At 50.8% G+C, this 22,487-nt stretch carries 18 protein-coding genes; 2 read left to right on the top strand and 16 right to left on the bottom strand.

Annotated elements, in window-relative coordinates; genetic code table 11:
- Positions 1 to 7: 7 nt before the first annotated feature.
- On the top strand, positions 8 to 1,411 hold the full coding sequence (locus V3C10_02850) for a HAMP domain-containing sensor histidine kinase (GenBank protein ID WVP62777.1): 1,404 nt from the start codon (positions 8 to 10) through the stop codon (positions 1,409 to 1,411).
- Between the two features lie 245 nt (positions 1,412 to 1,656).
- Here the strand turns inward: V3C10_02850 and V3C10_02845 are convergent, their stop codons facing one another.
- From V3C10_02845 to V3C10_02820, 6 genes are all read right to left on the bottom strand, one after another.
- The gene (locus V3C10_02845) at positions 1,657 to 2,841 is read right to left on the bottom strand and encodes an iron-containing alcohol dehydrogenase (GenBank protein ID WVP62776.1); all 1,185 of its coding nucleotides are present in this window, start codon (positions 2,839 to 2,841) and stop codon (positions 1,657 to 1,659) included.
- A gap of 24 nt (positions 2,842 to 2,865) precedes the next feature.
- Positions 2,866 to 4,065: an iron-containing alcohol dehydrogenase gene (locus V3C10_02840; GenBank protein ID WVP62775.1), complete on the bottom strand. Its 1,200-nt coding sequence runs from the start codon at positions 4,063 to 4,065 to the stop codon at positions 2,866 to 2,868.
- Positions 4,066 to 4,080: 15 nt separating this feature from the next.
- Complete coding sequence (locus V3C10_02835) at positions 4,081 to 5,463, bottom strand: sodium:solute symporter family protein (GenBank protein WVP62774.1); 1,383 nt, start codon at positions 5,461 to 5,463, stop codon at positions 4,081 to 4,083.
- 327 nt (positions 5,464 to 5,790) lie between these two features.
- On the bottom strand, positions 5,791 to 7,224 hold the full coding sequence (locus V3C10_02830) for an aldehyde dehydrogenase family protein (GenBank protein ID WVP62773.1): 1,434 nt from the start codon (positions 7,222 to 7,224) through the stop codon (positions 5,791 to 5,793).
- Between the two features lie 115 nt (positions 7,225 to 7,339).
- Positions 7,340 to 8,512, bottom strand: a complete 1,173-nt coding sequence (locus V3C10_02825) for a CoA transferase (GenBank protein WVP62772.1) — start codon at positions 8,510 to 8,512, stop codon at positions 7,340 to 7,342.
- A gap of 41 nt (positions 8,513 to 8,553) precedes the next feature.
- On the bottom strand, positions 8,554 to 9,687 hold the full coding sequence (locus V3C10_02820; GenBank protein ID WVP62771.1) for an acyl-CoA dehydrogenase family protein: 1,134 nt from the start codon (positions 9,685 to 9,687) through the stop codon (positions 8,554 to 8,556).
- A gap of 405 nt (positions 9,688 to 10,092) precedes the next feature.
- On the opposite strand from V3C10_02820, the gene V3C10_02815 reads away from it, so the two are divergent.
- Positions 10,093 to 10,548 (top strand): GNAT family N-acetyltransferase, encoded by a 456-nt coding sequence (locus V3C10_02815; protein WVP62770.1) that lies wholly within the window; start codon positions 10,093 to 10,095, stop codon positions 10,546 to 10,548.
- 95 nt (positions 10,549 to 10,643) lie between these two features.
- On the opposite strand, the gene rpiB is transcribed toward V3C10_02815, so the two are convergent.
- The 10 genes from rpiB to V3C10_02765 all read right to left on the bottom strand — a co-directional run bounded on the left by rpiB (position 10,644) and on the right by V3C10_02765 (position 22,330).
- Entirely contained in the window at positions 10,644 to 11,084 is a 441-nt protein-coding gene (gene rpiB / locus V3C10_02810; GenBank protein ID WVP62769.1) for a ribose 5-phosphate isomerase B, read from the bottom strand.
- A 1,074-nt stretch (positions 11,085 to 12,158) separates the two neighbouring features.
- Positions 12,159 to 14,750, bottom strand: a complete 2,592-nt coding sequence (gene clpB, locus V3C10_02805; protein WVP62768.1) for an ATP-dependent chaperone ClpB — start codon at positions 14,748 to 14,750, stop codon at positions 12,159 to 12,161.
- A gap of 563 nt (positions 14,751 to 15,313) precedes the next feature.
- Positions 15,314 to 16,603: a hypothetical protein gene (locus V3C10_02800; protein WVP62767.1), complete on the bottom strand. Its 1,290-nt coding sequence runs from the start codon at positions 16,601 to 16,603 to the stop codon at positions 15,314 to 15,316.
- Positions 16,604 to 16,760: 157 nt separating this feature from the next.
- Positions 16,761 to 16,994 carry a hypothetical protein gene (locus V3C10_02795; protein WVP62766.1) on the bottom strand — a complete coding sequence of 78 codons (234 nt, stop codon included), beginning with the start codon at positions 16,992 to 16,994 and terminating at the stop codon, positions 16,761 to 16,763.
- 17 nt (positions 16,995 to 17,011) lie between these two features.
- The gene (gene dhaL, locus V3C10_02790; protein WVP62765.1) at positions 17,012 to 17,674 is read right to left on the bottom strand and encodes a dihydroxyacetone kinase subunit DhaL; all 663 of its coding nucleotides are present in this window, start codon (positions 17,672 to 17,674) and stop codon (positions 17,012 to 17,014) included.
- Positions 17,675 to 17,691: 17 nt separating this feature from the next.
- Entirely contained in the window at positions 17,692 to 18,681 is a 990-nt protein-coding gene (gene dhaK / locus V3C10_02785) for a dihydroxyacetone kinase subunit DhaK (GenBank protein WVP62764.1), read from the bottom strand.
- Positions 18,665 to 20,002: an L-serine ammonia-lyase, iron-sulfur-dependent, subunit alpha gene (locus tag V3C10_02780; protein WVP62763.1), complete on the bottom strand. Its 1,338-nt coding sequence runs from the start codon at positions 20,000 to 20,002 to the stop codon at positions 18,665 to 18,667. Before V3C10_02780 ends, dhaK begins: the two co-directional genes overlap by 17 nt.
- Positions 20,003 to 20,038: 36 nt before the next feature.
- A complete protein-coding gene (locus V3C10_02775; GenBank protein WVP62762.1) occupies positions 20,039 to 20,527 on the bottom strand; it encodes an L-2-amino-thiazoline-4-carboxylic acid hydrolase in 489 nt (162 codons plus the stop codon).
- 12 nt (positions 20,528 to 20,539) lie between these two features.
- On the bottom strand, positions 20,540 to 21,022 hold the full coding sequence (locus V3C10_02770; protein ID WVP62761.1) for an L-2-amino-thiazoline-4-carboxylic acid hydrolase: 483 nt from the start codon (positions 21,020 to 21,022) through the stop codon (positions 20,540 to 20,542).
- 24 nt (positions 21,023 to 21,046) lie between these two features.
- A complete protein-coding gene (locus V3C10_02765; protein WVP62760.1) occupies positions 21,047 to 22,330 on the bottom strand; it encodes a TRAP transporter large permease in 1,284 nt (427 codons plus the stop codon).
- Positions 22,331 to 22,487: the final 157 nt, after the last annotated feature.

Here is a 22,487-nt window from a genome sequence, read left to right as displayed (position 1 = left end):
GAAATCAATGACTCACACACTTTATTACAAGTTTATACTGGGATATCTGCTGTTCGGTTTTCTGGGCTTTGTCACAATTGCGACGGTCTCATCCGACATGACATATGATCATCTGATTGGCCAGAATGCGGAAGCCCTCTATGACGAGGCGACTATGATTGCGGACAACTGCAGCAAAGTCTATGAGGGGAAACACCTGGATCTGGACGCTACCTACCCCCAGCTGGATGCGGTAGCCACTTATCTGAAGGCACGGGTATGGATCCTGGATCACAGCGGCGTCATCACCGCCGACAGCAGCCGCAAAGCGATCGGAACCACGATAGAGGGCTTTGATCCCACCGCACAGGGAAACCGGCTCTATTCCATCGGCCAATATTACGGGATGTTCGACAGCGACGTCCTGTCTGTCCTGGCTCCCGTTACGGGAAATATGAATACTTACGGATATGTGGCGGTCCACCTCCCCATCAGCGTGGTAAAGGCGGAGCAGAACGGTTTTCTGAACATTGTATACATTACATCCGCCATCATCTTCTGCCTCTCGCTGATCATTTTGCTTGTATTTACGAAAATTGTGTATTTTCCTTTGAAAAAGATCACCTATGCGGCCAACCAGTATGCCGACGGAAACCTGTCGCACAATATCAGGGTCACCAGCCAGGACGAGATCGGCTATCTGGCCAGTACGTTGAACTATATGTCGAATGAGTTAAACGACATGGAGGAATACCAGAGAAAATTCATCGCCAACGTCTCACATGACTTCCGCTCTCCCCTCACCTCCATCAAGGGATACCTGGAAGCTATCCTGGACGGGACCATTCCTCCGGAGCTCTACAAAAAATACCTGGGTATCATCATCTCGGAGACGGAGCGCCTGAACAAACTGACCCAGGGAATGCTGACACTCAACTCCCTGGACAGCAAAGGATATTTAAGCCGCACCAACTTTGACATCAACAGGACCGTCAAAGACACGGCTGCCACCTTCGAGGGCACATGCAGCGCAAAAGGTATCACCTTTGACCTGACCTTCTCGGATTCCATCCAGATGGTCTACGCAGACCTGGGCAAAATCCAGCAGGTTCTCTATAACCTGATCGACAATGCCATCAAATTCAGCCATGAAGACTCTGTCATCTATATCCAGACCTCCGTGCGCTATGAAAAAGTATTCGTATCCGTCAAGGACACTGGCGTAGGCATCCCGAAAGACAATGTCAAAAAAATCTGGGAGCGCTTCTACAAAAGCGACGCCTCCCGCGGTAAAGACAAAAAAGGAACCGGCCTGGGCCTCGCCATAGTTAAGGAAATCATCCAGTCCCACGGGGAAAATATTGACGTAGTCAGCACCGAAGGCGTAGGCACTGAATTTATTTTCAGCCTTCCTAAAGCCACTACTCTGTAATCAGATGAGAAATTGTACGCTCCACGGGCGGGCTTCTTCAACTACGAAAAGCACGCTTCGCGAACTTTTCGTTGCCACTCAACAGAAAAAGCGGCCGGAAATTATGCATTAATACTCATAATTTCCGGCCGCTTTTTGATTTTGGGTTGCCGCCTGGACTTATTTCTGCCCTGTTTATTTCTGCCGGGCTTATTTCTGCTCCACCTATCACTGCCTGGCCGTCCTGCGGCCGGGTATTCTCCTCCCTATAAAGCCAGTTTATAGATGTTCACCACATCCTCCGCCGAAATTGCAAATGCAAAACCGGTTTTATGGCCTTCCAGCGGATAATCAATCCTGGCCGCCATCCTGCGGAGTGTGGCCTCGGACGTATCGCCGTCCACAAATTCCCGGATCGTCCGCGGCATGCCGATAGACTGGAACCATTCCGAAAGGGCGTCGATTCCGGCCAGAGCGGTGCGCTCCGGGCAGTCAAAATCATACTCTATGCCAAACAGCTCCACCGCCAGCTTGGCGAAAAGACTCACATTCCGTTTATACACATAGCGCATCCACACCGGCGTAATAATCGCCAGGCCCAGGCCGTGGGGGACGTTCCACTCCGTGCTCATCTCATGTTCCATCAGATGGCAGGCCCAGTCTCCCACCAGACCAATCCTGAGCAGTCCGCTGATGGCAAAAGGCGCTGTCGCGGCCAGTGCGCTGCGTGCCGCATAATTGTCCGGTTCCCGAACGGCGATCGGCGCATTTTTAAGCACCGTCTTCATCCCTGCAATCAGGAACTGGTGGTTCATGTACACATCGGGCGTCGCCGTGCAGAAATTTTCCACCAGATGGGACATGATGTCCGAGGCGCCGGACGCGGTCTGCATCGGCGGAACGCTGTAGGTCAATTCCGGGTTCAGGATACAGAATGCCGGGCGCACTAACGGGTTATCGTCAATGGAGAGTTTTAACTGTGTCTTCTCATTCGTTACCACCGAGGCACAGCTGCACTCGCTTCCCGTTCCCGAGAAGGTGGAAATAACGCCCAGGGTCAACACCTTTTCCGGTGTTACCACCATCCGGTACATATCCCACACATCCCCGTCATAAGGCACGCCGCAGGCGATCCCTTTGGCGCTGTCGATGACGGAGCCGCCGCCTACGGCCAGAACGCAGTCACACTTTTCCTTCCGGCACAGTTCAATTCCCTCATATACCTTGGAAAGTCTGGGGTTGGGAACAACGCCGCCCAGCTCTGCAAATTCCATACCGGCTTCCGTCAGATACTGTTTTACTTTTTCAATCAGCGGCTGTACAAACGGCTCGCCCGAATGGTGAATCAGAGCCTTAGTCCCTCCGAAACTTTTAAGCAGTTCGCCGCATCTTGCCTCCGTGCCGCGGCCAAAAATCATATCTGGAATATTCTTAAGTTCAAAATTGATCATCGCAGTGTCCTCCTTTCAGCCGGACTAAACAGACTGCTTGAGGATAGTAAAGAAATCTTCCTCACGCATCGGGTGCAGATCTCCCGCCACATCAGTTCCATAGTAAAAAATTCGTTTGCACACCTTGTGCAGAATCTCATCCGTCATCTGTTCTTCCTTCACTCCCAGCTCGCGCAGATTTTTGGGAAGTCCCAGTTTATTATGGAAGAAATCGGCCAGCGCCTCAATTCCCGCCAGCGCCGTCTGCTCCGGTTCGTCCGCATTATAAGGAATGTTAAATACATTCGTCGCGAATTTTAAGAACAGCTCCATGTGTTCTTTATAGATATATCTCATCCAGTGCGGTGTGATGATTGCCAGCCCTGCGCCGTGTGGAATATCCCACTCGCCGCTCATCTCATGTTCCAGGGCATGGCAGTTCCAGTCACCGTGACGGCCGAATTTCATATAGCCGTTTATCGCATAGCCGCTCAGGAGCATCAGCGCCCCTCTGGCCTCATAATTCCTCGGATCCTCAAGGCAGACAGGACCGAACTTGATTGCCGTCTTCAGTCCGCTGATACAGAAATAATCGGAAAAATCGTTGTCCGGATCCGCTGAGAAGAAGTTTTCGCAGATGTGGGACACGATATCCGCCGTCCCCGAAGCCGTCTGGAACCGGGGCGCCGTAAAGGTAAGAGTCGGATCCAGGATGGCAAATTTCGGCCGGATCATGATGTTGTCGTTGTTATCCTCTACACCGCGTTTTAACTGTTCATCTTCCTTGGTGATTACCGTTCCTGTAGTGCATTCGCTTCCGGTGGCCGCAAAGGTGGAAATCACGCCGACCGGCAGACATGCTTTATGGACTGCTTTCATCGTAAAAAAGTCCCAGACATCTCCATCATACGGCACGCCGAGGGCGATAGCCTTGGAGCTGTCAATCACCGAACCGCCGCCTATAGCCAGGACAAAATCCACTTTTTCCCTCCGACACAGCTCGATTCCTTCATAAACCTTATCCAGCCTGGGATTTGGCACACCCCCGCCCAAATCCACATATTCCAGCCCGGCTGCATCCAGATAGCCTTTTACCGCCTCGATTAACGGCTGTACAAAAGGTTCACTTACATGGTGGATCAGCACGCGGGATCCGCCGTTTTCCTTAATTAGAGCGCCCGCCTTGGCTATCTCACCTTTTCCGTAGATAAGATCCGTATTACCACGCAATACCAGATTAATCATATTCTTCTCTCCTTTTTAATCTATTAACTGTTTCTGTGTCATCATGCTGACTACGGCAAAGGCAATCAGAGACGGGATAAATACTGTAATGGTGGAATAAGGCAGTGCAAATATGCCCAAAAGTTCCAGCAGCTCAAACCCTACTCCAACCACAGAACTGGCAACCGCGCCCGACGGCGTACCTTTTTTCCAGAGGATGCCTCCAAGAAACGGAATCAGGCAGGCCGCACAGAGGAACATATAGGTATTGGAAAGCACGCTTACAATCGAGCCAAAGCTGAGCGCAATCACAATTCCGATCACCGTTACCCCGATATTTAATCCCAGCGTCATCTTCGACAGCTTTTCAGGGGTGGCGTCACGGTCGATATATCCCTTGTAAATGTCATTTAGGAGCACGGCTGAAAATGCAATCAGAGCGCTGTCGATTGTGGACATTACCGCCGCGACAACCGCCGTCACAATCAGAGCGGCCGCAACAGGCGGCAGGATATTCATAACCACGGAAAAGAACGCGTCGTTGCCTGTGGCTCCAAACTTGACCGCCCCGTACATACCCACGAATGTGGGAGCAATGCTCAGAGGAATGATTACGACGGCAGCCAGCAAATGGGCAATTTTAGAGGTCGCGGCGCTCTTTGCGGAGTTGACCCTCTGGAACGTGCACTGATCCGTAAAAATACTGAGCGCAACCGGGATAATGAGCAGCATCATCGTTGCGGCGTCATATCCTCCGGTAAACCTGGTAAACGTCTCCGGCACCGCGCCGGAGGCCACGGCCTCCCTGATCAGATCCATCGCACCAATTGACATCAGTACGGCCACGCTGACAATCAGACCGGCGGCAATGACCAGTGTCTGGACAACCGATGTGGCAAATGCTCCCCACAGGCCTGAAATCTGTGAATAGAGCAGAACAACGACTGCGATTACGATGACACCGGCGGTTCCGTTCAGTCCCAGGGCGATGAACAGAGCCTTGCCCGCCATGAGCTGAGCCCCAAGGATTCCCAGGTAGGAAAGAACGGTGGCCACGTTGTAAACTTGTGCCGGAATCTCACTCTTATAACGTTTGCGAAGATAATCAGCCAGCGTCAGATACCCTCCACGGTACATAAAGTTGCTGATGCAGAACGCCAAAACCACATAGGAAAGCGCACAGCCGAAACCGTAGGCAGCCCCGCTGAACCCGACGGCGGCTCCCTCCCCGGCGCCTCCGACGACCAGGCCGTTTCCGATATGCGCCCCGATGGCTCCGCCCATGATGAGCAGAATTCCGCCCGAACGCCCCATGTTAAGATAGGAATCAAAATTGCTCGCATGTTTTTTCCCCATCCAGCTGATGACAATCATGCTGATAAAATAAATAGCCATAACAATTATAATCGTAGTAATCAAAGTACTCCTCCTCTCCCGGAAACCGATTTCTGCCCGGCGGTTTTCAACCGCTTTTTCGGCAGCAATCAGCATTCCCAACCCTCATTTAACCTATTTTTGCGTACAAAAATCCCACCGCCCACCGCCTGTTACGGCGGCAGCGGCTTTCCGGTTCCCCAACCGGTGGATGGTTTATATTTTTACTGTTATGAATTGTGCAGGATCCATGCTGTGATTGATGTGGAAACTATGAATGGTGTGGATGGTGTACCTACAGATACCGTAAATACTGGATACTATAAATACGCATACTGTAAATACAAATGCTATATGTAAAGGATACTGTAATTACGGAATCAGTGAAATACGTTTCAAATCAAAGTACTCTTCCATGCTCCAGCGCGACTGGTCACATCCGAGTCCCGACTGTTTGATTCCAATGTGAGGTGTGTGCGGGCCTCCGCCTGCCCCGTTAATATAAACGTCGCCCGATTCCAGGACTTCGAACGCTTTGGCAATATCCCGGGCGTCATGGCCGTAGAAATAAGATGCCAGTCCATATTCGGTGTCAACCGCCTTTGCCAGGGCGTCATCCAGCTCTTTGAACGGCTGTACGCTGATAATCGGACCGAAAATTTCCTCTTTGCAAACTCTCATCTCCTCGCGGACATCGCGTAAAAGAGCCGGTGTAATATAGTTGCCGTCCTGCTTCTCCTCCGGAACCGTGCCTCCGCATACCAGTGTGGCGCCTCCGGCTACCGCCTCGTCGATCAGCTCCAGCATGCGGTCTCTTGCACTGCGGCTGATCATCGGCCCCATCACATAACCTTCGTCGTGCTTGCAGCCCAGTTTTACCTCTTTCAGGCCCTCTTCCACTTTTTTGAGGAACTCTTCGTAAATATCCTCATGTACATAAATGCGGTTATAGTTGGTACAGATTTGCCCCGCATTTGAAACCTTCATACCGATTGTATTCGCCACAACGTAGTCCACGTCGCTGTCCGGCATAACAATGACAGGGGCGTTTCCTCCCAGTTCCAGTGAAAAACGTTTGATGGAAGTAGACGATGCCTCGGCCATGGCGCGGCGGCCTGTTTCACAGGAGCCAATCAGAGTAATCATTCTCGGGATTCTGCTCGTATTTAATACCCTGGCAACCGTGCTCGGCGGGCCGCTTACAAAGTTGATTACACCGGCCGGAAGGCCTATTTTCTCACAGATGCTTCCGATATAGAGTGTAGACAGCGGTGTGTCGCTGGCCGGTTTGACAATCAGGGGATCTCCCGCCACCATGGCCGGACCAATCTTTAACGCCATCATCGCAACAGGGTAATTCCAGGCAATGTGAGCCACGACAACCCCCATGGGACGGCGCTCTATGGCATGATACAGTTCACCGTAGGATTTATTCGGGGAATAAACGGTGGTTCCGTCCATCCTCTTTCCTTCCTCGGCATAATACTGGATAAATTCATCAAACATAACGAGATCATCCATGGCCGTCGCATACGGTTTACCCGATTCCACCGACAGAATCTCGGCAATTGCTTCCTTCTCGTCCATGATTGCGCTGTTCAGTTTCAAAAGCCACTCAACCCTGGTCCCCACCGGAGTTTTCGCCCACGGTTTAAATGCCGCCTGGGCCGCCTCAAGCGCTTCTTCACACTGCTTTTCAGATGCGGTTGCCAGTTCTGTGATAACCGTGTTGTCGGACGGATCGAGTATCCTGACAATTTCGCCCTGACCGTCGACCAGTTTTCCATTAATATACTGTTTGTACATCCTTGTCCATCTCCTTTATATTCATTTTATTTGTGTTCTTTTGGTTGTTCACATTATTATATCATAAACTTCTGTCTGCAAATATACGTGGTTTCATGCCTTTACTTTGCATCTTTTATATAATGCCCTGTTTTTTCAACCGTTCCATCTCGCCTTCCGTCATCTGAAGCACATTCCGGTAAATTTCCTCCGTGTGCTCCCCGACCTCCGGCGCGGGCCTGTACTCCAGCTCGGGATGGCCGCTCAATTTGAATGGAAATCCCATATAGGCAACTTCCCCAACACCGTGCACTTCCTGCCTGATAATATAGCCGTTCTCATTCAGATGCGGGTCCCGCAGAAGCCGCCCTGGTGTTGCGCAGATTCCGCAGGGAATATCGGCGCTTATAAATTCTTTTTCCAGCTCCCCGCATGTTTTTCCATCCGCCCACGCCTGGATTTCTTCCATCAGCAGATCCATATCCGTCACCCGGAGTTCAATATTATCAAGATACTTCGGATTCCCGAGAATGCGGTTATCGGGAATCAGTTTGAGAAGCCGCCTGAAAAGCGGATCCGTTCCCGCGTGAAAATTAATCCATCCGTCCTCTGCCTTCAGATATCCGTAAGGCGAACTGTCGTCGCCGCTTATGGCCGCCTCATCTCCGTTGACGCTGGCATCCGCTATGGCGGTTGTCCGGATCATGGAGGAACCGGCCACCATGGACACATCCAGGAACTGGCCTTCTCCTGTTTTGCCCCGCTCGTACAAAGCCAAAACGGTTCCAAAAGCAGCATATATAGCCGCCATGTAATCATGAATAGGACCTTTACTGCGCTCCACACGTCCCTTTTCTATCCTTGTCACTCCTGATACGGAGGAAATAATTCCGTCAAATGCCGTCCTGCGGCTCATCGGCCCGCTCTGGCCGAAGCCCGTCACGGAAACCATAATAATACGCGGATTGATTTTCTTTATCTCTTCATAGCCCAGGCCCATCTTTTCCATGACCCCGACGCGGAAATTTTCTATTACAACGTCCGATTTCTCAATGAGTTTCTTGGCCACCTCAATCCCCTGCGGGGTGCGCAGATCCGCGGTGACGCTTTTCTTGTTTCTGTTGTATGCCGGAAAGAACAGGCTGACTCCATCCTTCCACGGCCCGACCGTCCTGGTGGCCTCGCCGGAACCCGGTTTCTCAACCTTAATTACCTCCGCCCCCATATCCGCCAGCAGTGCGCCGCAGTACGGCCCTGCAATATAACGTGTTAAATCCACAATGCGGATTCCCTCTAAAATGCCTGTCACAAGTTTTCCCCCTCTCCGGTTACATTCCGTCCCTCCGTGGTTTACTTAAGCAGATGGCCTGAGATAACGGCTCTCTGTATCTGGTTCGTACCCTCAAAAATCATAAATATCTTGGCGTCTCGCATCAGTTTTTCCACCTCGTACTCCCTGGAATAACCGTATCCCGAGAAAATCTGCACTGCGTCCAGCGCATTCTGCATGGCCGCTTCTGAAGCAAACGTCTTTGCAATTGCATCCATTTTGCCATCCACCGCTCCGCTGTCAATCATGGCCGCACACTGGTAAACAAGACTTCTGGCCGCCTGGTTCCTGATTTCCATGTCAGCCAGCATAAACTGGATTGCCTGTAAATTGGCTATCGGCTTTCCGAATGTGATTCTGGTTTTTGCATACTCCACACTCAAATCGATAGCCCTTTGGCTGAGTCCCACGGCCATGGCCGCGCATTCAAGCCTCGTCCGATCCAGTGTCTGCATGGCCAGTTTAAATCCTTTTCCCTCTTCTCCCAGAAGATGATCCTCCGGCACATGAACCTCCTCGAGTATCACATCGGCCGTTGTGGAAAGGCGGATTCCCATTTTGTCCTCATGCTTTCCAACCGAAAGGCCTTCTCTGTCCCGCTCCACCAAAAACGCGGAAATTCCTCTTGTCCCCATATCGGGCGACGTCTTTGCAAATACAACGTAAAAATCGGCATGCGGCGCATTGGTTATAAAACACTTACGACCTGTGATAATGTATTCTCCATCCTTTTTAACCGCCTTTGTTCTGATCGCTCCCGCATCGGAACCGGCATCCGGCTCTGTCAGACAGAAGGAACCCATTCCTCCGTTTATCAGCGCATCAGCCGCAAGCTGTTTCTGTTCTCTGGTTCCTGCAAGGAGAATCGGCTTCATCGCCAGTGTGCTGGCCTGGACCGCTACGGAAAATCCGGCGTCAGCCCTGGCAAATTCCTCGGCTACCAGGATATTGGCCGTCGTCTCAAGCCCTGCTCCTCCCAGCTCTTCCGGAATACAGAGTGACGTATAGCCTAACTCCGCCGCTTCCCTGTAAACTTCAAGCGGCGTCTCCCCCTTCAAATCATACTCTTTTGATACCGGCCTGATTTTCATCTCTGCAAATTCCATGGCCATCTTCTGAATTTCCCTGTTCTCCTCTGATAAAATGTGTGGCATCTCTTTCCTCCCGCTTCTCTCATTTCACTTTTCCGGCTGCTGCCCACTTCGTGCACAGTCCCCCGCTCTGTCCGTCGTGCCTATCAGACACAAGAGCAGTCCATATAGTGATATTAGTATTTAATTCACGTATCGTCTTATTTTCTAATGATTTCATTCTAACAGATGCAATTATCTAAAAATAGCAGTTTACATTTTTACCCAGTTGCAACTGTCGGTTGCATATTGTCAATAAGAATACCAAATGTATTCCTGAACAAGCGGGGCCGCTGTCCCATAAGAGGTTGCATAACCCGGCCGGGAGTGTTATCCTTTTTCTATCGGCAGAAAAATTGGCGGGAAAATTGTATGAATATGGCTGGTTATGTCACGGGGAAATGTGTTTTAAAGAACAGGAGGACAGATATGGAGATTTTATCCGGTGAATTATATATAGAAGAAATAAAAGAGCTGATTCGGGAATATACCACTTCCCTCAGCAGGGATTTGACTTTCCAGAACCTGGACGAGGAGTTGAATGATATCAAAGCCAAGTACACGGATCACGACGGGAAGCTGCTGGCGGCTTTTGAGGACGGCAAAGCCATCGGCTGTATCGCGCTTCGCAGGTTTGATGAGAACCGCTGCGAAATGAAGCGTCTTTTTGTCAAACCGGAGTACCGCGGCCGCCGCGCCGGACAAGCCCTGGTGGAGGAAATTATTAAAACCGCACGGGATATGGGTTATCACTCCATGCTCCTGGATACCGTCGCGCCGCTCCAGAACGCCGTAAAACTATATCATATGTATGGGTTCCGGGAAATTGCGGCCTACTATGAAAATCCCATGCCAGATGCCATTTTCATGGAACTGGAATTGTAAAACAACTTAGAATCATCATAGAATCCGATAAAGAAGGCAGCCGCCGGACAGGAAATGAATCCTTTCCGTCGGCTGCCTTCTTTATCTTACCGATATTATTTATCTTCAATTGCCATAATCTGATCGACTCTGCGCTGATGCCTTCCGCCTTCAAATTCCGTATTCAGCCATACTTCGGTAATCATCTTTGCCAGCTCACTGCCTACTACACGGGCTCCGAAGCAAAGTACATTGGCATTATTATGTAACCTGGACATTTTTGCAGTATACGGTTCGCTGCAGACACAGGCGCGCACGCCTTTTACTTTATTGGCAGCCAGGGAAATACCGAGTCCCGTACCACAGATGGCGATTCCCAGATCAGCCTCCCCATCAACCACTGCGCGTCCGACTTTCTCACCATAGACCGGGTAATCACAGCTCTCCGTCGAATTCGTTCCCAAATCCAGAACTTCATAGCCCTTTTCCATTAAAAATTCTTTGATAATCTCTTTCAGCTCTACGGCTGAGTGATCGTTTCCGATTGCAATTTTCATAATTGTACTCTCCCTTTGCCTCGTGTAAAGAAGCTCTCCTCTTTCTGTGCGGCTCTGATGCCGCATGCTGATAATAACCATTTCCCATTGTAGTAGAGAAAAAGGGGCTTGTCAATATGGTTGGGGGGACATGCGTATTGGTATTGCAGAGCTTCTACCTAAAAAGGGGGATTTAATTGAGGAAGGAGAACGCCGCCGGGACGGTCGGGGGGGGGGGGGGGGGGGGGGAGTGGGGGATGGGGGATCAGTCCCGGTCCCGGTTTGAAGGTTGTCGCGGGTGGGAATCCGGGCAGAAAAAGTTCCTACGGGAATCGCTTGCGCTCTTTGGAGTACATAACGGACACTAACCTCGTGAAATACCTCGGTAAGTGCCGATGAACTCCCAGGTTCCCTCCGGAATCTTTTTCTCCCTTCTTCCCCACAGGAAGGTTATGAACCGTGACTGAAGACGCGTAGGTTTTCGCCATCCCGTGCCCCGGCCTGCGGCCGCTGATCTGTTCTTATTTCTTCAAAGGGGGAGGTATTGTCGCTGCCACTACGTTTCCTCTAATTCCAGGAGAATTCCTCCTGTATGGTATTCAATTGATGAGTCTGAACTTTAGCGCCTGACCTATTCTTAAATAACCTTTGAATTTTTTAGAGCAATCGAAAAATTTATCTTTATATTTATCTCCGAATCCAACCCGAAACAACTTCAAAAAGTAAATCGTTCACGACTACATAGTGGCCGCGACAATACCTCTCCCACACTTGACGGAAGAGACAGTCAGCCCCTGAAGCCGGCGGGCGGGGCAACACCTTCCCTGAGTCTTCAGTCCCGTCGACAAACTGCCCGGGGAAGGAAGGAGAAAAGATTCCGAAGGGGACATTGGAGCCCGCCGGTGCTTAGCGAGGTCCTTTCGAGCTTAGCATCCGCTGTGCGCTCCACAAGCGGAAGCGGGTCCCCGTAGGAATCTTTTCTCCTGGATTCCCCCTCACCACACCCTATAAACTGGGACTGAAGACTCATATACACCCTCCCACTCCCCCGTCCGCCGTCTTACAGAGGCGTCCTCGCATCTCAACTAAATCCCCTTATTCCACGCGGACTGCGGACGCTTCGAGTTTTCCATCGTTCAAGTCAATCTGGATGATGTCTCCCGCTCTTACGCCGTCCGACAGAATCAATCTGGCGGCCAGTGTCTCCACGTTCTTCTGCAGATATCTCTTAAGAGGCCTTGCGCCATAAACGGGATCGTAACCGTTTTCCACGATAAATTCCTTTGCACGGTCGGTCAGTGCAATGGAAAGTTCCTTGTCGGCCAGACGTTTGTTGACATCCTCGACCAACAGGTTGATGATACCGCCTATATTGCTCCTGGTGAGAGGTTTAAACAGAATAATCTCATCCAGACGGTTCAAAAACTCCGGACGGAAATGGGCGCGTAAATCGTGCATAACCGCTGATTCGGCATCCGGCAGGATCATGCCGCTGTCGTCGATTCCTTCCAGCAGATACTGGGAACCGATATTGGAGGTCATAATCAGGATTGTATTCTTAAAGTCCACCGTCTTACCCGTGGAGTCTGTAATCCGTCCGTCGTCCAGCACCTGGAGCAGTACGTTGAATACGTCCGGATGGGCCTTCTCGACCTCATCAAACAGAACAACACAATAAGGTTTTCTGCGGACGGCTTCCGTAAGCTGGCCTCCCTCGTCGTATCCTACATATCCTGGCGGCGCTCCGATCAGACGTGATACGGAATGCTTCTCCATGTATTCACTCATATCGATACGGACCATGTTATTCTCGTCGTCGAACAGACTTTCCGCCAGCGCTTTGGCAAGCTCTGTCTTTCCGACGCCGGTAGGTCCGAGGAACAGGAAGGAGCCAATCGGTTTGGACGGGTCTTTAATTCCCGCTTTGGAGCGGATCACCGCCTCCGTCACCTTGGTCACGGCCTCATCCTGGCCAATCACACGTTTGTGGAGAATCTCATCCATATGGAGCGTCTTGCTCCTCTCACTCTCCGTCAGTTTGGCAACCGGGATTCCGGTCCACTTCGAGATGATCCTGGCAATCTCCTCATCAGTTACACTCTCGTGTACCAGGCTCATTTCCTCGTTCTTTACACGCTCCTCTTCCTGCTCCAGCTGTTTTGTAAGCTCCGGCAGTTTGCCGTACTGGAGTTCCGCGGCGCGGTTTAAATCGTATGCCTGTTTTGCCGCCTGTATCTCACTGTTGATATGCTCGATCTCCTCGCGCAGTTTGGACAATTTATCTACGGATGACTTCTCGTTCTCCCACTGTGCCTTCTGAGCGGTAAATTCGTCTTTTAACTCCGCCAATTCTTTCTGCAGATCTTCCAGACGGTCTTTACTGAGCCGGTCAGTCTCTTTCTTTAAAGCGGCCTCCTCGATCTCAAGCTGCATAATACGTCTCGACAGTTCATCCAGCTCCGCCGGCATGGAATCCATCTCCGTTTTAATCATCGCACAGGCTTCATCCACCAGGTCAATCGCCTTATCCGGCAGAAACCGGTCGGAAATATAGCGGTCGGACAGAATGGCGGCCGATACAAGAGCCGAGTCGGTAATCTTTACGCCGTGGTAAACCTCATATCTTTCTTTCAGTCCCCTCAGGATAGAAATCGTATCCTCAACGGTAGGCTCATCCACGCGCACCGGCTGGAAACGGCGCTCCAGGGCGGCATCTTTTTCTATATACTTTCTGTACTCATCTAATGTGGTCGCTCCGATACAGTGGAGCTCTCCTCTGGCCAGCATCGGTTTCAGCATATTTCCGGCGTCCATGGAACCTTCCGTCTTACCGGCTCCGACAATTGTGTGAAGCTCATCAATGAACAGGATAATCTGTCCTTCACTCTTTTTCACCTCGTCCAGCACTGCTTTCAGACGTTCCTCAAATTCACCGCGGTACTTGGCTCCGGCCATCAGGGCGCCCATATCCAGGGCGAAAAGCCTCTTATCCTTCAGTCCTTCCGGCACATCTCCCCTGACGATACGCTGTGCCAGGCCCTCGACTACGGCTGTCTTACCAACGCCGGGCTCACCAATCAGCACCGGGTTGTTCTTTGTCTTTCTGGAAAGAATCATGACTACGTTACGTATCTCACTGTCACGGCCGATCACCGGATCCAGCTTCTGATCCCTGGCCCGTTCCACGAGGTCATAGCCGTATTTATTCAGCGTGTCATAGGTTGCCTCCGGATTGTCACTGACCACCCTCTGGTTCCCTCTCACGGTAGAAAGCGCCTGCAGGAAATTCTCCCTTGTAATTCCGTAAAGCCGGAACAGATCTTTCACCGCACGGTTCGGCTGCTTCAGCATGGCAAGGAAAAGGTGCTCCACGGAAACATACTCGTCTCCCATGGCCTTTGCCTCATCCTCGGCATTCACCAGAACCTTGTTGGCATCATTAGAAAAATAAACCTGCCCGCCCGAAACCTTCGGGAGCTTTCCGATATTCTGTATCACTTCATTGACAAGCTGTTCAACGGAGATTCCCATCTTCGTCACCAGTTTGGAAATCAGGCTGTCATCTATCGTCAGCAGACTCAATAACAGATGTTCCTGATCGATCTGCTGGTTTCCATATTCATAAGCTAATTTCTCTGTATTTTGCACTGCTTCCAGAGATTTTTGTGTAAATTTATTGATATTCATAATTGCTGCCTCCTCTCGCAAAATTATGATTGTTTCAGTGTTCTAGTAGTAATATAACAGATGTTATTAGCACTGTCAATAGGAGAGTGCTAATTTTATGTGAATTTTATTGAAGGGATGGGCGTATTGTCGCGGCCACTACATTCATGATTACCAACATATGTTTATTTTTATACACAAAAAGTTGATTCGTACCTTCTATGAAACATAAGGCTGCGAATCAACTTATTTTTTTCCATCCTATTAGACTGATTTAAAAACTTACAGTGTACTTCAGCACAATACCCCTATACAATTTTCTAAAATATCCGCCCCGAAACAACTTAAAACATTCCCTCATATAAAATCCAGGCATACGCGGCAGCCGCGGCATTATCCATCCTCTTTAAACAAAGAGAACAATCAGCGGCCGCAGGTCCTGGTTTGGGATGACGATACATTGCGCGTCTTCAGTCCTGAACATAACCTGCCGGGATTCCCTACCCGCGACTAAGCTTAAGCCGGAACTGATGACTCACCACTTCCCTCTCTCCATCCCAAACCCCAGCCATCCGGCTGCCTTCTCATTTTTCACTCCCAAACCCCTTATAGGATTCCAACAGCTTCTCCACAAGCTGTCCGCGCCCCATTGAAAGTAATTCAGATTTATCCGCCTTATGCCAGTCAATCGACGCCGTCTTTTTCTCAAGTCCGCTGAATCTTGTATCTGCAAGCTTTAAATATTCATCCTCACTTATCTCTTTATCATCTGCGTCTGTGTAGGTGACGCTCACCGCCTGCCCGTCAAACACAGTTCCCCTGCATCCCAGTCCCATCTCATCGACCTTTCCTCCCGTCATAAACAGTGCGCGCTTGTAGGTATAACTCATATCCGCACCGCCTCTGATCGTATCGTCGAATATGTAGTAATAGAGATTCTTCTGGGCATCGTAATATACCGGCACGGAATCGGTGATAATGTCAGCCTGGGAGTCTCCCTCCGGCATGCTGGGTTCGAACACATTAAGGCCGTCAAAATTCTTATTTACTTCGTAGTAATAACTGTATGTGTATATCCCCGTTCCCTGGCAGCTGGATATAATCAGTTCCAGTCTTCCGTTATGGTCCAGATCCGTCACGGCGTAGAAATAGAGGACGCCCTCGTCTGCCATTGTATCCGCCCACTGCGCGGCATTGTCCGCCATGAGCTGCACCTGCTGCGCGGCATCACCGGCTTTGGCCTCGGTCTCGGCCTTCTGGTACGCCTGGTATTCGGCGATTCCTTCCATTACAAGCTGGATGGTGTCGGAATAGTCGTTTTTCATCAGATATTCCGTTAAAAGCCCCTGCTCCAGGGAGAATTCTCTTCCTGTTCCCGCCTGAGTATAGAGCCTGACTTCATGATATCTTTGTTCGGGCTGGCTCTGCCGGGCGTATTCATTGATTATAATGATATCTTTCTTCCCGTCTCCGTTATAATCTTTAAAGGACACCGCTGCAACTTTGATAAAATGCTGTTCTATACGCCTGTTATCTTCCGTTATTCCCGGCAAATCAAAAGCCGTTTCTCCGTTCCTCATCAGTTTAAAGCTGACATCTCCGTCTTTGCTCTCTTTCGGCATAAATGCCGCAAATGTCACATTGCCCCAGCCATCCAGAGTCACGTCGAATGTCTGCTCCTCTATCTGAGGCCCATACTGTTCCTCTGCATTACCGCCCGCCTGTGTGTTCTCACCCTCATCGTCTCCATTGTCAATCGAAACCAGCCCGCCGGTTTCTACCTGTCCGGCCTTTTCCTCCGATGCTTTTTTTGCACAGCCGGACATAATTCCCATGAGAGCTGCCAGACCTACTATTATCAACTTTCTTTTCATGCTGTTTCTCCGCTTTCCCGTCCCGTGCAATACAGAAATCTCCTGAGAAGCACTGACTTTGTTGTTTGAATCCGAGTACAGCTATACTATAGTTCATTGCAATATTCATTTCAACTTAAGAATTATTACACTTCATTTAAGCAGAAGACGCTGACTTCTATTCTTCCGGCAAGGCGCAGACAATTTTGTGCTTTAAATAGATTCTTCCAGATAAGAACTCACAATGGAAGTAGTATCCGTGATCCGGCTCCACCTCCTTAATCCCGTTAAATCCCCACATAAAGTTGAGGCGCCAGTATCTTCCACGGAACTCGCCGTCGGTAATTACCTTGTAACCGCCCTCCTTCTGTCCGGAGATCAGCTTTGTGATTTCTTCATTCTTCTTTTGCATCCTTCATTATGTGTGCTTCATTGTGCATCCTTCATTATGTCGCTGCTCTTTTCCATTAAATAATCGCACAAACAGCCAATCTGAAGAGACATTGTCACGGCTCCCGGATCCAGATGGCCGGTTCCTTTCGAGAGCATATAGCTGGCCCGGCCTTTTCTGGCCTCCATCTGCCTCGTACTCTCCGCCCCTTCTTCGGCCGCTTTTTTGGCGCGTTCCAGCACGGTCCGGTCGTCCTCTCCCGCCTCCAAGGCAAGCCGGAACGCTTCCGCAGCCGGATACAATGCGTCGATCATGGTCTTAAATCCCGGTTCCGCTTTTCCACGGCTCATCATATCCTTCACCATGGCGGTAAGAACCAGACAGAGTCCCTCCATGTCCAGCATTTCTCTTCCTGCCACGGCCCTGGCTGCAGCCAGGTAGGCACCCCCATAAAGGATGCCGGAGCTTCCTCCGATCCGGCTCATCATGATCATGCCGATCCGTTTTAACGTCTCACAGACAGGCAGCGCCCTGAGCTCTTCCCCGGCTTCTGTCAGCGCTTCAAACCCCATATTGAGATTCACCCAGTGATCCCCGTCTCCGGTCGCCGCATCCAGTTCTGTAACATAGTCCCTGTTTTCGCTTATCTTTACGGCCGCCCGGTTCAGGTAAGCCGTATAGTCCTCCGATGTTATAATCATTTACCTGTCCTCCCGCCTCAGCATTTGAAAGCCGGTGTATCGGCCGGCGCTTCCAGTAATTCTTTCAGTTCCTCATCCAGCTTTAAAAGTGTGACCGAACAGCCCGCCATCTCCAGGGAAGTCATATAATTACCCACGATAGTCCTGACCACTTTAATTCCTCTTTCTTTGAGAAGTTCCGACAGTTCATGATTCATAATGTAAAGCTCCATCAGAGGCGTTCCTCCCAGCCCGTTTACCAGCATGGCGGTTTCACTTCCGATAAAATCGAAATCCTCCAGAATATGGTCCAGCAGCTTTTTAGCCGTTTCCGCGGCCGATGTAAGCTCCTCCCGGCAAATCCCCGGTTCTCCGTGTATTCCCATACCGATTTCCACCTCAGTCCCGCCCAGGACAAAGCCCGGTTTTCCAACTCCCGGCAGAATGCAGGGCGAGATTGCCATTCCCATTGAACGAAGGCCGCCAATTACCTTCTCAGCAATACACTTTACCTCTTCAAGTATCTTTCCCGACTCAGCGGCCGCCCCGGCAATTTTATGTACCAGCACGGTTCCGGCGATCCCTCTGCGGCCCGCAGAATAAGTGCTGTCTGGAACTGCGACGTCGTCCTTCACCACCACGCTTTCCACACGGATCCCTTCCATCTGCGCAAGCTCCGCCGCCATCTGGAAATTCATGATATCACCGGAATAATTTTTGATAATCAGTAGGACTCCGGCTCCTGCGTCAGCCGCCCGGATTCCCGAAAGGATCCGATCCGGGCTGGGCGATGCAAACACGTTGCCTGCCACCGCCGCATCCAGCATGCCTTTACCCACATATCCTGCGTGGGCAGGTTCATGGCCGCTGCCGCCTCCACTGACCAGACCGACCTTGCCGGGCGTTTTATCCCTCCGGCTTATCACCTCAATGCCTTCACCCGCATAGACAATTCCCGGCTCCGCCGCCGCAAGTCCCTGCAGCATTTCCGTAACAACACGGTTTGGATCATTAATCAACTTTTTCATCTGTTACAGCACCCCCATTCTTTTTCTGCATAATATCCAGAATCACCTGCTCCGTCCGGATCATGCCCGGGGACGCTATAAGGCCTATATTCTGCATCGTCTTCTCAGGACTCACATCCGCCACGCCGTGTTCCGGCGAAACAGAGCTTCCGCTAAGCGCCAGCTCCATTGACGTCACGGCCGTATCCACCGCTGCCAGTACCTTCATGCAGCAGGCATGATTTCCCCCGGTGCAGATCATGCCTACAATGGATGCCGCCATATTGTTTAAGGTAGCCACGATCGCTTCATAACCGCCTCCCCGCATGAATGTCATCGCGCAGGCCATCCCCGTTCCGGCCGCAATGCCGCAGCCGCAGAAAGCAGACAGTTTTCCGGAATACTCCTTCATATACATTGTGACAAGATAGCTAAGTGCGGTGGCCCGGAGCAGAAGTTCTTCCGGCTGCTTCTCCACCCTGTACATTGCATACAGGGGCATCGTGCAGATAATTCCGTGGTTCCCGCTTCCCGTGATACTCATCGCAGGCTTATTAAGGCCGAGGACCCGCGCCTCCGAAGCCGCCCCCGCAAAATAACGGGCAGTTGCCCTCAAGTTATCCGACACCTCTTTATCCCCGTTAAATGCAAGCAGGCTTTTTGTTAGGGTACACGCCCGGGAACGGAGCGCCTCCCCGGCAAGCTCCGTATTTACCCGGTATGCCTCTCTGATAAAATAGAGCTCCTCCAACGGGACTTCCTTCGCAAACAGGAAAAAATCCCTCATTGTATAGCGGGTGATCGGATTTCTGCCGGTAACCGAATCACTGCCAGTAGCCGGGCCGGATGGCCCGGCCTCCCACGCCCTCTCCGTTTTATCCAGAATCACCCGCCCATTTTTTACCAAACGGCAGATGTTGGTGTGGCTGTCACGGATCTCCACCTCACAACAGTCGTGCTCCGTCTTTACACAGGCGTATATGTACAGCTCGGAGCTGATCGAAGAGACCTCCACCTTGACACGCCCCTCGTCTATAAAGCGACGGGCCTCTTCCACCCCTCCGTCGGATATGCCCTCCAATACGAGAAGTCCTTTTTCCTTATCACCGGCCACACAGCCCAGGGCGGCGGCATATAAATTTCCGATTTTATCCGTGCCCGGAATCCCGCATGTAAACGCATTTTTATAAATACCGGAATTTTCCTTCACCAGCAGACGTTCCACCGGTTCCTCCGTCAGCGCCCTCGCAGCCGCGCAGGCCAGGGCAATGGCGGCCGGTTCCGTCACGCCGAGGGCCGGCTTCATATCCTTTTGAATCAGTTCCAGCAACATTTCATTCATATCCGCCGCACCTCCATGGATTTATCGGTTCCCGTTTTATTTCTCCTTTTTAAAACACATCGTGCACTTACCGCAGCCCGATGCTATGGTTGCTTTTAAATCCATCGACATCCCCAGGCTCTCCGCTGTGCCGCGGTCCATCTCCATACAGATATCACAGATGTCTGCCAGGAATTTTTCATCCTGATCCAGGTTCTGCCAGGCGTTCACCAGAGGACAGTAGCCCAAATCCACCTCAAATTCCTCGTCCGTCAGTTTCACGATCTCGCCTTCGTTGACCTTCTCCACCCCATAGGTCATAAACTCATCTGCAAAATCCTTCAGATTATCGATTCCGGCAAATCTGTTTTTCCCCAGAAATACACCTGCTTCATGCATTGCGTCGCGTGCGAAATCCAGTGGAAGGCCCTGTTCCAGCCCCTCCTTTACCAGAAAATAATACCATCTTCCACGGTTTTCATAGGCATCCCGTACCGCGTTTACCTCATAGTCACCCACATATTTTTTCGGTACATTTTTAATCATCTTACTCTCCCCCTACTTTTTCACAAAATGCAGCTCACAGACATCGTCTCCCGTTCCAATCGCTCGTTCCAGCTTAAATCCGATGTGGTCATATAAGTCAAATACACCCCGGTCCACATCCATCGCGCAGTCGCAGATTAAGCCGATTTCCTTTTCATCCTTGGTAAGCTTTGTCCAGGCGCCGCACATCGGGCAGTAATGAAAATGCACCACCGCTTCCTCATCTGTCATGGAAATCAGCTCTGCATGGAACTGTTTTATCGTCTGATCGTTCATGAACGCACCCATGAACTGGGAAATGCTGTCCGTATCAGGATAATTTTTACGGTAGAGATTGCCCAATTTGCGGATCGCGCCGCGGGCATAGGCCTCCTCGTTCAGTCCGTACCGTCCTGCCGCCTTTACCATCTGGTAATACCACATACCTCTGGTCTCATTCGCCTTCCTGATTTCCTTTGACAGCGTGTCGTTGATTTTTGCATTGTTGTTAATCATCTCAAACCTCCGTTCTATTTTATGTTAACCTGTATAACCCAACAGGCGAGGGATTGTGAGTACCAGATCCGGACAGTAGGTGCATATTAAAAGACACACTACCAGCACGCCGATCCACGGCCAGATTCCTTTTACCATCCGGTCCACCGGTACCTTGGTGGCCATTGCCGTCGTATACAAACATGTTCCCACCGGCGGTGTCAGAACACCGATCGTCAGGTTGAAACACATCAGCAGACCAAAGTGGACAAAATCGTATCCGTATGCCTGCATAATCGGCAGGAAGACGGGTACCAGAATCAAAACCGCCGGGGATGCATCCATAAACATTCCAACGAACAGCAGGAAAATCTGGATAATAAGCAGCGCAACCATACCGTTGTCCGTCAGGGAAAGCATAAAGTTACAGATGATCGTAGGAATCTGCTCTATCGCCAAAGCCCATCCCATTACGCCCACCATTGCCGCAATAATCAGAATGGCGCCGCTCATCACGGCAGACCTGATGATCATCGGAATTAAGGCTTTGAGTTTTATCTTTTTATAGACAAAGATTCCTACCAGCGTTACCACCATAATAATCAGCGACGCCGATTCGGTTGCCGTCGCAACTCCCGCCGCAATGCTGACAAAGGTTAGAAACGGCGCAATAATGGAAAAAGCGGCCGATTTCAGCTTATCCCACACATGCCTCCATCCCTGCCAGTCGTGGATTACCCATTTACGCTTCGGGTTCCGGGACAGAAGAAAGATTACCAGCGCCAGAGCCAGACCAACCATAATGCCGGGTACCACGCCTGCCTCAAACAGATAGGCGATCGGCGTGCCGCTGGATACGCCGTAAATAACATACAGCAGTCCCGGAGGGATCAGGGGTCCCACCACCGATACGGAGGCGATAAAGCAGGCTGCAAAATCATCTTCATAACCGTCTTTGCGCATTTCCGGATAAATGGTCGAAGACAGCAGGGCCGCTTCCGCATTCGCCATACCCAGAATTCCCCCCAGAAGAAGTCCCACGATCGTACAGACATAGGCAATGCCGCCCTTCACCCGGCCGACCAGCGCCCGGCAGAAATCCATCAGCCTCGTTACATCCCCGGAAAGCCCCATCAGCTCACCGGCCAGGATAAACATCGGAATTGCCATCAGATTGTAGGAATTAGCCGACGAAAATAATTTCTGCGCCACCGCAGGAAAATAGTTCGGCCCCATGGTAATCAGCCCGGCCGCGCCAACCAGTCCCAGCACATATGCAATCGGAACTCCCAGCAGCAGGGTGACTACAAACATAATTATCATTATCATACCGTCACTCCTCTTCAGTGTCCCGCCCATCCCCGTTCGGTTATACGCAGCCGCACAGGAACAGCACAGAACGCTAATCTAAACGTACATATTCATTTCCATCGCTTCTGGGAATAAAAATATGCAGAAATCCCATCACTTCCGAAAAAAGCAGCAG

Origin of the sequence: [Clostridium] symbiosum (assembly GCA_036419695.1) — a bacterium.
Lineage (GTDB): Bacteria > Bacillota > Clostridia > Lachnospirales > Lachnospiraceae > Otoolea > Otoolea symbiosa_A.
Note: the sequence above shows the minus strand (reverse complement) of the source record. Positions and strands in the feature narration are given on the sequence as shown.

What these genes read in the sequence shown, in the direction of transcription:
- V3C10_02815 (WVP62770.1), top strand. Translation starts at nt 10,093, where the DNA reads ATGGAGATTTTATCCGGTGAATTATATATAGAAGAAATAAAAGAGCTG.
- V3C10_02765 (WVP62760.1), bottom strand. Translation starts at nt 22,330, where the DNA reads ATGATAATGATAATTATGTTTGTAGTCACCCTGCTGCTGGGAGTTCCG.
- V3C10_02795 (WVP62766.1), bottom strand. Translation starts at nt 16,994, where the DNA reads ATGCAAAAGAAGAATGAAGAAATCACAAAGCTGATCTCCGGACAGAAG.
- V3C10_02770 (WVP62761.1), bottom strand. Translation starts at nt 21,022, where the DNA reads ATGATTAACAACAATGCAAAAATCAACGACACGCTGTCAAAGGAAATC.
- V3C10_02830 (WVP62773.1), bottom strand. Translation starts at nt 7,224, where the DNA reads ATGTACAAACAGTATATTAATGGAAAACTGGTCGACGGTCAGGGCGAA.
- V3C10_02820 (WVP62771.1), bottom strand. Translation starts at nt 9,687, where the DNA reads ATGCCACACATTTTATCAGAGGAGAACAGGGAAATTCAGAAGATGGCC.
- clpB (WVP62768.1), bottom strand. Translation starts at nt 14,750, where the DNA reads ATGAATATCAATAAATTTACACAAAAATCTCTGGAAGCAGTGCAAAAT.
- dhaK (WVP62764.1), bottom strand. Translation starts at nt 18,681, where the DNA reads ATGAAAAAGTTGATTAATGATCCAAACCGTGTTGTTACGGAAATGCTG.
- V3C10_02840 (WVP62775.1), bottom strand. Translation starts at nt 4,065, where the DNA reads ATGATTAATCTGGTATTGCGTGGTAATACGGATCTTATCTACGGAAAA.
- V3C10_02775 (WVP62762.1), bottom strand. Translation starts at nt 20,527, where the DNA reads ATGATTAAAAATGTACCGAAAAAATATGTGGGTGACTATGAGGTAAAC.
- dhaL (WVP62765.1), bottom strand. Translation starts at nt 17,674, where the DNA reads ATGATTATAACATCGGAGGACTATACGGCTTACCTGAACCGGGCGGCC.
- V3C10_02845 (WVP62776.1), bottom strand. Translation starts at nt 2,841, where the DNA reads ATGATCAATTTTGAACTTAAGAATATTCCAGATATGATTTTTGGCCGC.
- rpiB (WVP62769.1), bottom strand. Translation starts at nt 11,084, where the DNA reads ATGAAAATTGCAATCGGAAACGATCACTCAGCCGTAGAGCTGAAAGAG.
- V3C10_02850 (WVP62777.1), top strand. Translation starts at nt 8, where the DNA reads ATGACTCACACACTTTATTACAAGTTTATACTGGGATATCTGCTGTTC.
- V3C10_02780 (WVP62763.1), bottom strand. Translation starts at nt 20,002, where the DNA reads ATGAATGAAATGTTGCTGGAACTGATTCAAAAGGATATGAAGCCGGCC.
- V3C10_02800 (WVP62767.1), bottom strand. Translation starts at nt 16,603, where the DNA reads ATGAAAAGAAAGTTGATAATAGTAGGTCTGGCAGCTCTCATGGGAATT.